Below are 15,675 nucleotides of genomic sequence, written 5' to 3'. Positions count from 1 at the left end.
ATGAATATTTATGTATTAATGAAAAGAACATTCGACACAGAAGAAAAAATTACAATCAACAATGGCAAGATCAGTGAAGATGGTGCTGAATTTATTATTAACCCATATGATGAATATGCACTTGAAGAAGCTATTCAACTAAAGGATAAACATGGCGGAGAAGTTACCGTTATTACGATTGGAAATGAAGATTCTGAAAAAGAACTACGAACGGCACTAGCGATGGGAGCTGACAAAGCCGTATTAATCAATATTGAAGATGATGTGGAAAATGGGGATCAATATACAACAGCTGCAGTCCTTACTGAATTTTTCAAGGATAAGGAATATGACATCATCCTTGGAGGAAACGTTGCAATCGATGGTGGATCTGGACAAGTTGGTCCTCGTCTCGCTGATGCTTTAAATATTAACTACGTTACGACAATAACAAAACTTGATATTGATGGAAATAAAGCAACAATTGTACGTGATGTGGAAGGAGATAGCGAAGTAGTAGAAACTACTTTACCGCTTCTTGTAACGGCTCAGCAAGGATTAAATGAGCCGCGCTATCCATCATTACCGGGTATTATGAAAGCAAAGAAAAAGCCTTTAGAAGAGCTTGAATTAGATGACTTGGACATTGACGAAGATGATATAGAAGCTAAAACTAAAACTCTTGAAATTTATTTGCCACCAACTAAAGGAACAGGAAAAATCCTTGCAGGCGAATTAAGCGACCAAGCGAAAGAATTAGTAAAATTACTACAAACTGAAGCGAAAGTAATATAGGTGGGGGGAGAAAGTTATGGCTAGAAAAGTATTAGTTTTAGGGGAAGTTCGTGAAGGCAATTTACGCAATGTATCATATGAAGCGGTTGCTGCAGGAAAGCTAATTGCTGAAGGCGGAGAAGTCGTAGCAGTATTAATTGGTGAAACAGTTGCGAGCTTAGGTGCCGCAATGATCCAATATGGGGCGGATCGTGTTGTAACGGTTGAAAATGAACAGTTAAAAAATTATACACCTGATGGCTATTCTCAAGCATTACTTGCTGTAGTAAATGCAGAGAATCCGGAAGGAATTGTGTTGGGGCATACGGCTCTAGGAAAAGATTTATCACCAAAAATTGCTTCTAAATTAGGCTCCGGACTAGTATCTGACTGTGTTAATGTAGAGGTAACTGGGGGAAATATCGTATTTACACGCCCGATTTATTCAGGTAAGGCATTTGAAAAGAAAATCGTCACAGACGGTGTTATTTTTGCGACGATCCGTCCAAACAATATTCCACCGCTTGAAAAAGATGAATCACGTACGGGTGATGTTGCATCACTTGCAGTTGATATTAAAGACTTACGTTCTATTATTAAAGATGTAGTCACGAAAGCATCAGAAGGTGTTGACCTGTCTGAGGCGAAAGTAATCGTAGCAGGCGGCCGCGGTGTAAAAAGTGCAGAAGGATTTAATGCACTGAAGGAATTAGCGAATTTATTAGGCGGAGCTGTTGGAGCTTCACGTGGTGCATGCGATGCTGATTACTGCGATTATTCCTTGCAAATTGGTCAAACAGGAAAGGTTGTAACGCCTGACTTGTATATTGCATGCGGTATTTCCGGTGCAATCCAGCATCTTGCAGGGATGTCCAACTCCAAGGTCATTGTTGCCATCAATAAGGATCCTGAAGCAAACATCTTTAATGTGGCGGATTATGGTATTGTCGGTGATCTTTTTGATGTTGTTCCCCTGTTAATTGAGGAATTTAAGAAAGTAAAAGTGAATGCTTAAGAAAAATTAAGGGAATATTGAAGGAGAGCAAAAGATTCGCATCGAAATACTTATAGTGATATACTCTTTTTATTAAATGTATTAACCGCAGGTTAAGGAGGTATTATTATGGCAATTGTAAATGCAACAGATCAAAACTTTGAAACTGAAACTAGTCAAGGTACAGTATTAGTAGATTTTTGGGCACCTTGGTGTGGACCTTGTAAGATGATTGCTCCTGTATTAGAAGAGATTTCTGGCGAATTAGGCGATAAATTAAAAATCGTTAAATTAGATGTTGATGAAAATCCTGATACAGCAGCTAAGTTTGGAGTTATGAGTATTCCTACACTATTAGTATTTAAAGATGGAACAAAGGTAGATCAGTTCGTTGGTTTCCAACCAAAGGATGCACTTTTAGCTAAATTAGAAAGCCATATTTAAATAAAAAGTAAAAAAATAAGCCAGAAATTTGGCTTATTTTTTTACTGTTATGGAGGTGATTTTCATGAACAATCATCTTAAGGAAAAACTCGCTCTCTTACCTGATCAACCAGGCTGTTACTTAATGAAAGATCGACAAGAGACGATTATCTATGTCGGCAAGGCGAAAATATTAAAAAATCGTGTCCGCTCCTATTTTACAGGTTCGCATGACGGTAAGACGGCACGATTAGTGTCTGAAATAGAGGATTTCGAATTTATTGTAACCTCCTCAGAATTGGAAGCTTTAATATTAGAAATGAATTTGATTAAAAAGCATGACCCTAAGTATAACGTCATGCTAAAAGATGATAAAAGCTATCCCTATCTAAAAATAACAGCCGAGAGACATCCACGGCTACTTACTACAAGAAATGTAAAAAAGGATAAGGGAAAATACTTTGGCCCCTATGCCAATGTCCAAGCAGCCAATGAAACAAAAAAATTATTAGACCGACTTTATCCATTAAGAAAATGTTCAACGATACCAGATCGGGTCTGCTTGTATTATCATATGAATCAATGCTTGGCACCATGTGTGAAGGATATTTCGGAAGCGAAAAATAAGGAAATGGTCGATGAAATTGTAAAATTTTTAAATGGCGGCCATCAGGATATTAAAAAGAGTTTAGAAGAAAAGATGTACAAAGCGTCAGAAGAGCTTGATTTTGAAAGGGCAAAAGAATATCGCGACCAAATTGCCCATATTGAATCAGTCATGGAAAAACAAAAAATGAACTTGAATGAGCTTGTCGACCGCGATGTTTTTGGATATACGTATGATAAAGGCTGGATGTGTGTTCAAGTATTTTTTGTTCGACAAGGAAAATTAATTGAGCGGGATGTATCACTTTTTCCTTTTTATAACGAACCGGAAGAAGACTTGCTTACTTATTTAGGTCAATTTTATTTAAAAAGTAATCATCTAAAGCCAAAAGAAATCTTTTTGCCTGAAGAAATTAATGGTGAATATGCGGAAAAATTAGTTGATGTAAAAGTGATTCAACCAAAAAGAGGCAAGAAAAAGGATTTAGTCGACCTAGCGATCAAAAACGCCAAAATTGCGTTAAAAGAAAAGTTTGCCTTGATTGAAAGAGATGAGGAAAGGACCATTAAGGCTGTTGAGAATTTAGGGCAAAAGATGGGGATTCCTACTCCGCATCGTATTGAAGCTTTTGATAACTCAAACATTCAAGGGACAGACCCTGTATCGGCAATGATCATGTTTGTTGATGGGAAACCGGAAAAAAAAGAGTACCGCAAATATAAAATAAAAAGTGTAGAAGGTCCCGACGACTATGCTTCAATGAGAGAAGTTACGAGAAGAAGGTATACAAGATTATTAAAAGAAAATCTGCCGCTCCCTGACTTAATTATTATCGATGGTGGTAAAGGTCATATCCAAGCTGTAAAGGATGTCCTTGAAAATGAATTAGGATTAGAGCTGCCCATCTGTGGTTTGGCAAAGGATGAAAAACACCGAACATCAGAACTGCTCTTTGGCGACCCGCTTGAGTTGATTGATCTGGGCAGGAATAGTCAGGAATTTTATTTACTGCAAAGAATCCAAGATGAGGTGCACCGATTTGCAATCACATTTCATCGTCAGCTTAGAGGGAAAACCGCTTTTAAATCGATATTAGATGACATTCCAGGTGTAGGAGAGCAAAGAAAAAAGAAAATATTAAACCATTTTGGTTCAATCAAGAAATTGAAAGAAGCAACAATGGAAGAGTTGACAGCCATCAATATCCCCAAAAATGTGGCTGAAAATATTATTAACCATATTAAACAAGATACACAAGACAAGGTGTCAGAAGAATAATTTCCTCGGACACCTACTTTATTTTTATATAATGAATACTATTCCCATTGTACGGTAAAAATAATAGTATTTAGTCTCTTCTTCTGCTGCTCCATTGTTTCGGCTTCATTCCCCATTATGTTTTGCAACTGTTCGGCCAAAAACCCGGCCTCAAGCTGATAGGAGTATTCGGAGTCACGTGCGAAACGATTTGTGATCAGATCACTTGTGAGTTCAAATATCATTTCATTCTTATTTTCTTTAGTAACTTTTAATGTTCCAAGCCCTGCTGATTCAAAGAAATCGATAATTTCCTGGATCGTTTCAAGTGGATGTTTACGGGCAAGATTTTTTCCACCCCAATATAAAATGGATTTGTAATCCTTGCCTAGAATATCTTTTAATAGCGTTTCACGAACTAATTCATAGCCAAAGGCAGGAATTGTTAATTGTGTTAAATTTATATCATTGTTTTCTTTCAGTCGTTTATTAAACAATCGTTACCACCCTTTCTATGTTTATTATTATCTTTTTTGCATAGGTTAGCAATAGGGTGTTTTATTATAAAAAATGTATAAAAAACGCATATAAATGACGAAGATATAAGTCGAAAGCAGGAGAAACATGAAAGAAAATACAAGAAAATGAATTTTTTGAATCTTTATCTATGGGTGTTCTTGACGTGTTTTGTAGATGAGAGTAAAATGGACATGTCACAGATTATTCAAAGAAGGTTCACAAAATGGATGCTTCTTTGGAGCTTTTTTTACATACGGGGAGGTAGGAAACTATCGTTCTGTCTAGTAGCACTAATTTAATTAAATCTGATGAAAAGTATTAAGGGGGGGCAAAAATGGCAAAGGATCGAGAATTTTTAAACCGGAGACTTCATTCATTATTGGGGATCATTCCGGTCGGTGTTTTTGTGACACAACATTTAGTTGTAAATCATTTTGCAACAAAAGGGGCGGAATCATTTAACAACGCTGCAAATTTTATGGCGAATTTACCATTCCGCTATCTTTTAGAGGTATTTATTATCTTTTTACCATTACTATATCATGCAGTTTATGGACTTTATATCGCCTATACTGCGAAAAACAATGCCAGTAGATATGGTTTTTTCAGAAACTGGATGTTCTTACTACAACGTGTAACTGGTGTTATTACACTAATATTTGTAGTATGGCATGTTTGGGAAACTCGTTTAGCTGCTCAATTTGGAGCGGAAGTAAACTTTGATATGATGGCAAATATTTTAAGTAGTCCAGTAATGCTAGTATTCTATATTGTGGGTGTACTTTCAGCTGTATTCCATTTAGCAAATGGATTATGGTCTTTCTTTGTAAGCTGGGGACTTACAATTACTCCTCGTTCGCAGCAAATATCCACTTATGTGACAATGGGTATTTTTGTATTACTTTCAATTGTGGCATTAAGAGCAATATTTGCATTCTTAGATCCACAATTAGCTACTATGTAATCTAGTTCGTTTAACTTTATTCAGCAGAAGTCTCCCACTTCTATTAAGTGATGAGATGAATGCAAATTAGTATATTAATTCAGTGATGGTGTAAACACTGGCTGAATAAAGTTAAAGCCTCCGGCGGATGCCGCGGATTTTTAAAGGTAGTTTTTCGAGCAAGCTCGAAAAAATCCGGGTACAAATATGCCAAGGCGCATTTGATATAAGTTTCGGATCAAACCAAATCGGGGAGTGAGTTATTTTGAGTAATGGAAATCTTGTTATTGTCGGTGGCGGCTTAGCCGGTTTAATGGCAACAGTTAAAGCTGCTGAGGCAGGGGTTCATGTTGACTTATTATCACTAGTACCTGTTAAACGTTCTCACTCTGTATGTGCACAGGGTGGTATTAACGGTGCAGTTAATACGAAAGGTGAAGGCGATTCACCTTGGATACATTTTGACGATACAATTTATGGTGGCGACTTCTTAGCAAACCAACCACCTGTTAAGGCTATGTGCGATGCCGCACCTGGTATTATTCATTTATTTGACCGTATGGGCGTTATGTTCAACCGTACTCCAGAAGGTTTATTAGACTTCCGTCGTTTCGGTGGAACACAGCATCACCGTACAGCATTTGCTGGTGCGACAACTGGCCAGCAGCTACTATATGCCTTAGATGAGCAAGTTCGTCGTCATGAAGTGGCAGGACTTGTTACGAAGTATGAAGGCTGGGACATGCTGTCATTAATCCTTGATGATAGCGAAGAATGCCGTGGTGTTGTTGCACAAGATATGCGATCACATGAGATTAAAGCATTTAAAGCTGACGCAGTTATTTTGGCTACTGGTGGTCCTGGGATTATTTTTGGTAGAACTACTAACTCAGTTATTAATACCGCTACAGCGGCTTCTGCTGCGTATCAGCAAGGGGTTTACTATGCTAACGGTGAATTCATTCAAATCCACCCAACAGCTATTCCAGGTGATGATAAAAACCGCCTAATGAGTGAATCAGCACGTGGTGAAGGTGGACGTGTATGGACATATAAAGATGGTAAGCCATGGTACTTCCTTGAAGAAAAATACCCAGCATACGGCAATCTAGTTCCACGTGATATTGCAACACGTGAAATTTTTGACGTGTGCGTAAATCAAAAGCTTGGAATCAATGGTGAAAATAGAGTTTATCTTGACCTTTCACATAAGGATCCACATGAGCTTGACGTCAAACTTGGCGGTATTATCGAAATTTATGAGAAGTTTACTGGTGATGATCCACGTAAAGTTCCAATGCAAATCTACCCTGCTGTTCACTATTCAATGGGCGGTATGTGGGTAGACTTTAATCAAATGACCAATATTCCAGGTCTTTTTGCAGCTGGTGAGTGTGATTATTCCCAGCATGGTGCAAACCGTCTAGGTGCGAACTCATTATTATCTGCTATTTATGGTGGTATGGTTGCAGGACCAAATGCGGTTGAGTATATGAGAAATCGCAAGAAAGCAACTGATTCACTTCCTGAGTCAGTATTCGAAAGTCAGCTTCGCTTGGAACAGGACAAGTTTAGTAAGTTAACTTCAATGACAACTGGTTCTGAAAATGCATACGTCATTCATAAAGAGCTTGGTGAATGGATGACAGACAATGTAACAGTTGTTCGTTACAATGATCGACTTCTTAAAACTGATGAAAAGATCCAAGAGTTACAAGAGCGTTGGGAACATATCAACATCAATGATTCAGCTAAATGGAATAACCAAGGTGTTATGTTCACACGTCAATTAAAGAATATGCTTCAACTAGCACGTGTAATTACATTAGGTGCTTATAATCGTAATGAAAGCCGTGGTGCCCATTACAAACCAGAATTCCCGGAACGTAATGATGAAGACTGGTTAAAGACTACAAAAGCGAAGTTCACAGGTGAGAAAAGTGCACCTGAGTTCACTTATGAGGAAGTTGATATTTCACTTATCAAACCACGTAAGCGTGACTATTCAACAAAACATGAAGTAGAAGAGAAACATGAAGAGAAGGAGGCAAAATAATCATGAGTGGAAAAACAATAAAATTAATCATATCACGTCAAGATTCACCGGATTCTGCCCCTTACACTCAAGAATTTGAAATACCATATAGACCAAATATGAATGTTATTGGCTGTTTAATGGAGATTCAACGTAATCCTGTAACAGTTAAAGGGGAAAAAGTAGCACCACCAACTTGGGATATGAACTGTCTAGAAGAAGTTTGTGGTGCCTGTTCAATGGTTATCAATGGTAAACCGCGTCAATCATGCTCCGCGCTGGTTGACCAGCTTGAACAGCCAATTCGTTTAGAGCCTATGCGTACGTTCCCTGTAAACCGTGACTTACAGGTTGATCGTAGCCGTATGTTTGATTCATTAAAGAGAATCAAAGCTTGGATTCCAATCGACGGAACATATGACCTTGGACCTGGACCAAGAATGCCAGAGAAAAAGCGTCAATGGGCTTATGAATTATCTAAATGTATGACTTGTGGAGTTTGTATGGAGGCTTGTCCAAACGTTAATGATAAATCTAACTTTATCGGACCTCAGCCGCTTTCGCAGGTTCGTCTATTCAATGCACATCCAACTGGGGAGATGAATAAAGAAGAACGTTTAGAAGCTCTTATGGGCGATGGCGGTCTTGCTAACTGTGGTAACTCTCAAAACTGTGTGCAATCTTGTCCAAAGGGAATTCCGATCACGACATCAATTGCATCTTTGAACAGAGATACAACAATTCAAATGTTCAAGAATTTCTTTGGTAGTGACAAATAATAGATTTATAATCACATATAAAAAACTCCGTAACCAAAAGGTTACGGAGTTTTTTTAGACTTAATTAGATATTTTGTGCTGTTTTAACAACCTTTTTATTGTTAACGTTAATGGGACCTTTTGCAATTAATCCTAGTGGTTTTCCTAATGATAACACCGTTCTTCCAAAGAAATTATTTAAGAATGTTGCTCCACATAGATAGAAGCCTAATAATGAAATTGAAAACTCTGTATATGCTGCAATTTTTGCGAATAAGTCATGTTGGATACCAAGTGTAGATAATCCAAGTGATAAGAATAATACATTGATAAGCACTAAGATCGAAGCCATTACTGTATGAACCTCAAAGGCGGCTACCATAATGAATAGTGAGAAGAACATATAACCGAAAAATGCAAAACCTAATTGTCTTGGATCGGCATTAGCACTTAATTCCCCAAGCCAACCTAGGCTGATAGTCCAGTGTGCAGCAACTCCCATCCAGAACAAACCGTAAATGCCTAATGCAATTGCACCAAAATAATTATTGTTTTTGAAATCTATTAATGAAGCCCAAATTTGTGCAATTGCTCCCAAGAAGAAAGCCCACGGAAGGACGTATTCTACCCCTGATGTCCATCCCATTTTTTGTGATGCGGCAACAAATGTTACCATTGCTAATCCAAAGACCCCCAATGCTGTTGGATCAGCCATTTTTACTTTAACCTCAGTTACAGACCCCATGTTCCCCATTTTGCTACTCTCCCTTTCTAAGTATTATTATGATATATAACACCACCTCATTATATAAAACATAGTTATATAACACCTTACAAAATATTGCCTTTATTTATCAAAATAATGCTATTATTTTTTAAAAATTAGCCCAATTCAGACGCTTTGACAAGATATTTTAAAATAGTTATAAAATATTGTTAAATGGAAGAAAAAATAAAAAAGGCTGGTAAAAACCAACCTTTTTGAACAGGATATTCTATTCATTTACAGTAATAATATGAGCTTCTCTGTATTCACTTGGTGACATGCCAGTTTGCTTTTTAAAGATGGAACTAAAATAGTTTGGTGTATTAAAGCCAACCTGTGCTGCTATTGATTCAATCGTATCATTTGTATTCGCTAACAAGTATTTAGCACGTTTTACCCGAATGTTCGTTACATATTCAACAAAGGATACACCGAGCTCCTTTTTGAATAAACGGCTGAAATAGGTGTGGCTTAAATGCACTTTGTTGGCTACTTTCTTAATGGATAAGTCTTCATGGAAATAATTTGAAATATATTCAATACACTTTTGCAGGTTTGTATCTTTTGTCAATTCCTCATAGAAGCATAATAGACTTCCTTCACTGATGGATTGTCCTAACGCCTTGCGCGCTTCACGATATGGTTGATTTAAATTCAAAGGCTCATTGTAGACAGAGCCAACACCAGCATGAAGTGTAATGCCATATTCTTTTTGAATTTCCTCAATTAGTTTTAAGAGGTAGTAACGGATTTGATCCCATTCCCGGATTGATTTATAAACATATGGAATATGGAATAAAACGGCCAAGTATCTTGGAAAAGACACAAAGTATACGTCCTTTACCCATAGTGAAAGATGATTTTTTATGGCTGAACGTAGATGTGTCCGGATGACGCGTCTTCCTTCTTCATTTTCAATAAAATCCTGCGCTCCATCGGCCCCTTGTACAAGACAAACAATATTTGGGATGCTGTCCATCTTTGAAAACGTTTGGTATTGTTCTAACTCCTCATTTGTTTTTACTTCTCCATATAATAGGCGTCTTAAAAACATTTCGCGAACGATAGGTAAATCGCCTAAACCCTCAACAGAAGTTTTAATGGCATTTATAAATGTGTTTTTCCTAACAGGGTTCAACAATAAAGAGTGCGCATTTAAATTAACTGCGATTGGTGCAGTTTTTAGATTTTCCTCATTCATAATAATGATTAGTTTACTTTGTAAATGTTTCTTTCTGAGTCGATTAACCTTGATCCAATCGAACGATGCTTGAATCTGAGCGACAATGATATCAATCTGAACATTGCTTTCATCGCTTTCAGGAAACAGCATATAGCGGCCATTTAAAGCATCATTTACCCAGCTAGTGAAATTTTCACTCATTTCAGGACCAATTCCCACAAACTTTACGTTATACATGGTATACATGATTGTCCTCCCCTAATTTCCCCGATTGATTTATATAGTTATTTGTTAATTAAAGTAATTTACAATTTCTTAACACAATTACATTATACTAAATTTTTAAACATAATGAGACAAACTTTTACATAAATTATAAAAATGTTCACAAAATTTCACAAAACTGTAGAATTAGAGTGTCATAATATGCAGAAATGTGTCCAAATCATATATACTTTGTGTACTATTATATTAAAATAATAAAAAATTGAAAAGTAGTAAAATTAGTATGGTGTCACAGAGTATGCGCTTCTTACATATGATATCGAGACTAAATATATTCCCTTCAAAACACAACTCATGCCCTGGTAAGGAGGGAAAATTTGATTGAAGGATAACAACTACCAACCGAAGCCGCTACTTACAAAGAGAGAAAAAGAAGTTTTTGAACTCTTAGTACAAGACAAAACAACGAAAGAGATTGCAGAGGAACTTTTTATTAGCGAAAAAACTGTTCGTAATCACATCTCAAACGCCATGCAAAAGCTTGGAGTTAAGGGGCGCTCTCAAGCAGTCGTGGAACTCCTTAGGATGGGGGAACTAGAACTATAGTTCATGCCGGCTTTCATAATTGGAAGCCGGTATTTTTAAATTTTTATTTTCTGCGTTTTCAATCCTATTGACCACAGTTGTTTCTGAACAATTTCGGGTTATCTTATGTCACAATAAAAGGATAATGAGAACTAGATTCCCATTTGGACGTCTAAGATTAAGCAAATGAAAATCAAAAAGGGTGTATGATTTCCGAAATCTGTGGATGAACAGGAAAACAGGAATCATAGAAGACCATTTCTTTTATTCTCCTAAAAAATGCGGCCACGTCAAAGGAGGAACTCACACTCCCTGTCCGCAATGTCGAAAAGCCCGTGTTTCAGTCTTCATTTTACATAATGACAACTATTTTGAATATGCTATAATAAACTTTTGTAAAACAGGTTAATCGAAGAAAGATAGATGAATAGAATCTCATAATTATTATAACTAAATCGAGGCGAAAAACTTTTGAATAGACCAATTGGTGTAATTGATTCAGGTGTCGGAGGATTAACGGTAGCGAAAGAAATCATGAGACAGCTGCCGAAGGAAGAAATTATATATTTAGGTGATACTGCCCGTTGTCCATACGGCTCCCGACCAACTGAAGAGGTTAAAAAATTTACATGGGAATTAACGAATCACTTATTAAACTATAACATTAAAATGTTGGTAATTGCATGTAATACTGCCACCGCATTAGTTTTGGACGATATTAGAGCAAATATTAACATACCGGTTGTAGGTGTAGTTTATCCGGGTGCGAGAACGGCCTTAAAGGTAACCCAAAATATGCACATTGGGGTTATAGGAACGGTAGGAACGATCGAGAGCGGTTCATATGAACAGGCACTAAAAAGCATCAATCATCATGTGAAGGTTGAAAGTCTTGCATGTCCCTTATTTGTTCCGATTGTGGAAAGCGGGAAGTATGAGAGTGAAGAAGCATTAACGGTTGTAGAAGAATCGCTGGAGCCATTAAAAGTTCACGATATTGATACGCTTATTTTAGGTTGTACCCATTATCCAATCCTCCGCTCAATCATTCAAGAGGTTATGGGGCGGAAAGTAAAACTAATTAGTTCCGGTGATGAAACAGCACGAGAGGTTAGTACCCTCTTACATCATTCAGGTATGCTTGTCACCGAAGAACGAACTCCACAACACCTATTCTTAACAACAGGGCCTAAAGAAATTTTCGAACAAATTGCTGCAAAAGTATTTGAACATCCGATTGAAAATGTAAATTCAATAACCTTACTAGTATAAACCTCCATTAATTTGGAGGTTTTTTTATTGCTGTTGAAAAAAATCGGTCTAAAACATGTCTATGCTCGTATATATAGTAGTACAAACTGCCATTGGAGGGAGAATTATGTTTAAAATAAAAAAGAGCGGTTTACTGGCATCTATTTTAGCATTTTCAACAGTGTTGACAGGCTGTGCCATGGGTGGCGAGCAAGCCGTACGCCAAATGGAGAAAACTACGCCTCAAGAGGTTACATATGTTGACGAGGAGGCAATAAATCAAGAAACATCTACTGAACAGGTCGATAAAGGGGCTCAAGGGGTAGTTGCCGAAGATACAGTCCAAAGAGAGCTATATCTGTTAGATAAAAACGGATTGGTTGTTCCGCAGACCGTTACATTACCAAAAAACGTAGAGGTTGCAAAGCAAGCTTTAGAATATCTTGTTGATGGTGGACCGATTACGGAGATGTTGCCTAACGGTTTTAGAGCAGTTTTACCGGCTGGAACGATGATCAATGGGATAAATCTAAAGGATGGTACGATTGTTGTTGACTTCTCTAAAGAATTCGAAAATTACAATGCTGAAGATGAATTGAAAATTTTACAGGCAATCACCTACACTTTAACTCAATTTGAAAACATCAATAAGGTCAAAATCCAAATTAACGGTTATGATCAGACGAATATGCCTGTTAATGGAACACCAATTAACGAAGGTACTAGCCGCGCTAACGGTATTAACTTTGATAATGGTGATGTTGTCGATGTTGTGAATAGTAAAGCTGTAACGCTTTACTTTCTTGGACAAAATGGGGACAACACATATTATGTACCTGTAACGAGAAGGATTAATAAAAATGAGAACAATAGCTATGCGGCTGCTGTAAAGGAATTAATTAAAGGGCCTAATGCAGCATCAGGTTTATATACAGAACTCCACGATGATATCGCCTTACTAGAAGAGCCAACCTACAAAAATGGTGTTGTAACTTTAAATTTTAACGAAGGTATTTTAAGTAGTTTACAAGGAACTGCATTATCACAAAATATTTTAAATGAACTTGTATTTTCTTTAACGGAACAGCAAGGTGTGGAAAGCGTAGCAATTAAGATCAAAGGTGAAGAGAAAGTAATCAATGAATCTGGCAAAGAGATCTCTGCGCCAGTATCACGACCAAAATCTGTGAATACAGGTAGTTTTTAAAGTGTAAAATTTGGTATAATTAAATTTGCTAATAAAGGGCCGGCGAATAGTTGCCGCCTTTTTTGTTTCCACCTCAAGTTTAAACGATGGTAATAATGAACAGAGTATATGTGATATGAATTAATTATTGGAGGGGTTTTGATGAGAGTTGACGGGAGAAAGAATGATGAATTAAGACCAATACATATTGAAACGAACTATTTAAAGCATCCTGAAGGGTCTGTGTTAATTACAGTTGGCGATACAAAGGTTATATGCAACGCAAGCATTGAGGATCGTGTCCCGCCTTTTCTGCGTGGTCAAGGTAAAGGGTGGATTACAGCGGAATATGCGATGCTGCCAAGGGCGACAGAACAAAGAAATATTCGAGAATCTACGAAAGGGAAGGTTTCTGGCAGAACGATGGAAATTCAGCGCCTAATCGGACGAGCATTGCGTTCTGTTGTTAATCTTGAACTAGTCGGGGAAAGGACGATATGGATTGATTGCGATGTCATCCAGGCAGATGGAGGCACACGAACAGCTTCTATTTCTGGTTCATTCGTTGCTATGACGATAGCATTTGGAAAACTGTTTGAGAAAAAAGCCATAAAGGAATTTCCAATTCATGATTTTCTGGCGGCTACATCAGTTGGCATAGATTCAGAGTTAGGTGAAATTTTAGATTTGAACTATATTGAAGATTCAAAAGCGAATGTAGATATGAATATTGTGATGACCGGAAATGGAGAATTTGTTGAGCTTCAAGGAACGGGTGAGGAAGCAACATTTTCAGGGGGGCAGCTGCAGGAGCTTTTAAGTCTTGGAGAACAGGGCGTGAAGGAAATTATTGAAATGCAGAAGGCTGTGTTAGGTGCTTTAGCGGATAAGGTGCTTGAAGGTGTGAAAGTAAAATAGGGAGAGGTTTTCATTGAAAGAAATTTTAATCGCAACTAAAAATAAAGGGAAAATCAAAGAGTTTTCTGACCTTTTTGCAGAAAAAGGGATCAAAGTTTCTTCCCTGCTCGACTTTCCTGGTATTGAGGATGTTGAAGAAACCGGCAGCACTTTTATTGAAAATGCAAAAATTAAAGCAGAAACCATTTCTAAACAATTTAATAAAATAGTAGTTGCCGATGACTCCGGTTTATGTGTAGATGCGCTCCAAGGCAGACCAGGTGTTTTTTCAGCGAGATATGCAGGCGAAACAAAAAATGACGAAGCGAATTTAGAAAAGGTGCTAATGGAAATGGAAGGGGTTCCTTTTGAAAAGAGAACCGCAAGATTTCATTGCGTTTTAGCGGTGGCTATCCCAAATGAAGAAACGCGAATCTATGAGGGCACATGTGAGGGCCATATTACGGAAAAACCTGAGGGGGAAAATGGGTTTGGATATGATCCCATTTTTTATATCCTTGATCGAGAACAAACAATGGCGCAATTATCAAGCGAAGAAAAAAATAAAATCAGTCACAGGGCAAAGGCCATGAAAAAGCTCAGCGAAAATTGGAAAATACTTTTTTAACATAAGGGAGTGCAATATGAAGGTTCTTATTGTTAGTGATAGTCATGGTTTAACTAAAGATCTTATAGAGCTGAAGAAAAAATATCGGACGGAAGTTGAAACCATGATTCATTGTGGTGATTCCGAACTTGATGCACATTCAGAGGCAATGTCATCATATATTGCTGTTCGTGGAAATTGTGATTTTGATTCAAACTACGCAAATGAACAGCTTGTTTCTATTAAAAGTAATGGACTGGCGTTTTATGTGACACATGGGCATTTATATAATGTGAAAATGTCTCTCATGAATCTGCGCTATCGTGCAGAAGAAGTAGGTGCCAATGTGGTTTGTTTTGGGCATTCCCATATTGCAGGTGCGGAATTGATAGATAATATGCTGTTTATTAATCCTGGCAGTATCATTCTACCAAGGCTAAGAAAAGAAAAAACATATGCTATTTTGGAAGTTGACGAAGCTAAAAATTGTGTTGTAAGATTTTTTAGTATAGATGGTAAAGAAATTCCTCAATTAATGGTAGAATGTAAAATAGGTTAGAGAAAAACTCTAACCTATTTCTAAAAAGTATTGACACTATATTTAAGATAGTATATATTAATATTTGTCGCTGGTTGATACAACAATATTAAACTGTAATACCGTCAATGCGGGTGTAGTTTAATGG

At 37.2% G+C, this 15,675-nt stretch carries 16 protein-coding genes; 13 read left to right on the top strand and 3 right to left on the bottom strand.

The window, feature by feature from the left end:
• The 4 genes from BAZO_RS08535 to uvrC all read left to right on the top strand — a co-directional run bounded on the left by BAZO_RS08535 (window position 1) and on the right by uvrC (window position 4,055).
• Window positions 1-774 carry an electron transfer flavoprotein subunit beta/FixA family protein gene (locus tag BAZO_RS08535; RefSeq protein WP_003331013.1) on the top strand — a complete coding sequence of 258 codons (774 nt, stop codon included), beginning with the start codon at window positions 1-3 and terminating at the stop codon, window positions 772-774.
• A 16-nt stretch (window positions 775-790) separates the two neighbouring features.
• Entirely contained in the window at window positions 791-1,768 is a 978-nt protein-coding gene (locus tag BAZO_RS08530) for an electron transfer flavoprotein subunit alpha/FixB family protein (RefSeq protein ID WP_003331012.1), read from the top strand.
• Between the two features lie 108 nt (window positions 1,769-1,876).
• Window positions 1,877-2,191 carry a thioredoxin gene (gene trxA / locus BAZO_RS08525; RefSeq protein WP_003331011.1) on the top strand — a complete coding sequence of 105 codons (315 nt, stop codon included), beginning with the start codon at window positions 1,877-1,879 and terminating at the stop codon, window positions 2,189-2,191.
• Between the two features lie 64 nt (window positions 2,192-2,255).
• Complete coding sequence (gene uvrC / locus BAZO_RS08520) at window positions 2,256-4,055, top strand: excinuclease ABC subunit UvrC (RefSeq protein WP_003331010.1); 1,800 nt, start codon at window positions 2,256-2,258, stop codon at window positions 4,053-4,055.
• 38 nt (window positions 4,056-4,093) lie between these two features.
• Here the strand turns inward: uvrC and BAZO_RS08515 are convergent, their stop codons facing one another.
• Complete coding sequence (locus BAZO_RS08515; protein WP_003331009.1) at window positions 4,094-4,531, bottom strand: YslB family protein; 438 nt, start codon at window positions 4,529-4,531, stop codon at window positions 4,094-4,096.
• Between the two features lie 356 nt (window positions 4,532-4,887).
• On the opposite strand from BAZO_RS08515, the gene BAZO_RS08510 reads away from it, so the two are divergent.
• The 3 genes from BAZO_RS08510 (at window position 4,888) to sdhB (ending at window position 8,310) form a co-directional block, all read left to right on the top strand.
• Window positions 4,888-5,517, top strand: coding sequence for a succinate dehydrogenase cytochrome b558 subunit (locus BAZO_RS08510; protein WP_003331008.1), 630 nt, complete (start codon window positions 4,888-4,890; stop codon window positions 5,515-5,517).
• Window positions 5,518-5,809: 292 nt separating this feature from the next.
• On the top strand, window positions 5,810-7,552 hold the full coding sequence (gene sdhA, locus BAZO_RS08505) for a succinate dehydrogenase flavoprotein subunit (RefSeq protein WP_051015793.1): 1,743 nt from the start codon (window positions 5,810-5,812) through the stop codon (window positions 7,550-7,552).
• Window positions 7,553-7,554: 2 nt separating this feature from the next.
• Window positions 7,555-8,310: a succinate dehydrogenase iron-sulfur subunit gene (gene sdhB / locus BAZO_RS08500; protein ID WP_003331006.1), complete on the top strand. Its 756-nt coding sequence runs from the start codon at window positions 7,555-7,557 to the stop codon at window positions 8,308-8,310.
• Window positions 8,311-8,374: 64 nt separating this feature from the next.
• On the opposite strand, the gene BAZO_RS08495 is transcribed toward sdhB, so the two are convergent.
• Together BAZO_RS08495 and BAZO_RS08490 are read right to left on the bottom strand one after the other, a co-directional pair.
• Window positions 8,375-9,043 (bottom strand): acetate uptake transporter, encoded by a 669-nt coding sequence (locus BAZO_RS08495; RefSeq protein ID WP_003331005.1) that lies wholly within the window; start codon window positions 9,041-9,043, stop codon window positions 8,375-8,377.
• Between the two features lie 241 nt (window positions 9,044-9,284).
• On the bottom strand, window positions 9,285-10,484 hold the full coding sequence (locus BAZO_RS08490) for a helix-turn-helix domain-containing protein (protein ID WP_003331004.1): 1,200 nt from the start codon (window positions 10,482-10,484) through the stop codon (window positions 9,285-9,287).
• A 360-nt stretch (window positions 10,485-10,844) separates the two neighbouring features.
• Here BAZO_RS08490 and BAZO_RS08485 point away from each other — a divergent pair, with 360 nt between their 5' ends.
• From BAZO_RS08485 to BAZO_RS08460, 6 genes are all read left to right on the top strand, one after another.
• Window positions 10,845-11,069, top strand: a complete 225-nt coding sequence (locus tag BAZO_RS08485) for a helix-turn-helix domain-containing protein (protein WP_003331003.1) — start codon at window positions 10,845-10,847, stop codon at window positions 11,067-11,069.
• A gap of 450 nt (window positions 11,070-11,519) precedes the next feature.
• Complete coding sequence (racE, locus tag BAZO_RS08480; protein WP_003331002.1) at window positions 11,520-12,320, top strand: glutamate racemase; 801 nt, start codon at window positions 11,520-11,522, stop codon at window positions 12,318-12,320.
• A 106-nt stretch (window positions 12,321-12,426) separates the two neighbouring features.
• The gene (locus tag BAZO_RS08475) at window positions 12,427-13,506 is read left to right on the top strand and encodes a GerMN domain-containing protein (RefSeq protein WP_003331001.1); all 1,080 of its coding nucleotides are present in this window, start codon (window positions 12,427-12,429) and stop codon (window positions 13,504-13,506) included.
• A 141-nt stretch (window positions 13,507-13,647) separates the two neighbouring features.
• Window positions 13,648-14,403, top strand: a complete 756-nt coding sequence (gene rph, locus BAZO_RS08470) for a ribonuclease PH (RefSeq protein WP_003331000.1) — start codon at window positions 13,648-13,650, stop codon at window positions 14,401-14,403.
• Window positions 14,404-14,416: 13 nt separating this feature from the next.
• Window positions 14,417-15,010, top strand: a complete 594-nt coding sequence (locus tag BAZO_RS08465) for an XTP/dITP diphosphatase (protein WP_003330999.1) — start codon at window positions 14,417-14,419, stop codon at window positions 15,008-15,010.
• 16 nt (window positions 15,011-15,026) lie between these two features.
• Window positions 15,027-15,548, top strand: coding sequence for a metallophosphoesterase family protein (locus tag BAZO_RS08460; protein ID WP_003330998.1), 522 nt, complete (start codon window positions 15,027-15,029; stop codon window positions 15,546-15,548).
• Window positions 15,549-15,675 lie beyond the last annotated feature (127 nt).

It is taken from the genome of Schinkia azotoformans LMG 9581, from assembly GCF_000307855.1.
Lineage (GTDB): Bacteria > Bacillota > Bacilli > Bacillales > Bacillaceae_J > Schinkia > Schinkia azotoformans.
This window is presented reverse-complemented; position numbering and strand designations above follow the sequence as displayed.

Coding starts and splice junctions, on each gene's coding strand:
- uvrC (WP_003331010.1), top strand. CDS start 2,256: ATGAACAATCATCTTAAGGAAAAACTCGCTCTCTTACCTGATCAACCA.
- BAZO_RS08460 (WP_003330998.1), top strand. CDS start 15,027: ATGAAGGTTCTTATTGTTAGTGATAGTCATGGTTTAACTAAAGATCTT.
- BAZO_RS08475 (WP_003331001.1), top strand. CDS start 12,427: ATGTTTAAAATAAAAAAGAGCGGTTTACTGGCATCTATTTTAGCATTT.
- trxA (WP_003331011.1), top strand. CDS start 1,877: ATGGCAATTGTAAATGCAACAGATCAAAACTTTGAAACTGAAACTAGT.
- BAZO_RS08490 (WP_003331004.1), bottom strand. CDS start 10,484: ATGTATACCATGTATAACGTAAAGTTTGTGGGAATTGGTCCTGAAATG.
- sdhB (WP_003331006.1), top strand. CDS start 7,555: ATGAGTGGAAAAACAATAAAATTAATCATATCACGTCAAGATTCACCG.
- BAZO_RS08530 (WP_003331012.1), top strand. CDS start 791: ATGGCTAGAAAAGTATTAGTTTTAGGGGAAGTTCGTGAAGGCAATTTA.
- sdhA (WP_051015793.1), top strand. CDS start 5,810: ATGGCAACAGTTAAAGCTGCTGAGGCAGGGGTTCATGTTGACTTATTA.
- BAZO_RS08510 (WP_003331008.1), top strand. CDS start 4,888: ATGGCAAAGGATCGAGAATTTTTAAACCGGAGACTTCATTCATTATTG.
- BAZO_RS08535 (WP_003331013.1), top strand. CDS start 1: ATGAATATTTATGTATTAATGAAAAGAACATTCGACACAGAAGAAAAA.
- rph (WP_003331000.1), top strand. CDS start 13,648: ATGAGAGTTGACGGGAGAAAGAATGATGAATTAAGACCAATACATATT.
- BAZO_RS08495 (WP_003331005.1), bottom strand. CDS start 9,043: ATGGGGAACATGGGGTCTGTAACTGAGGTTAAAGTAAAAATGGCTGAT.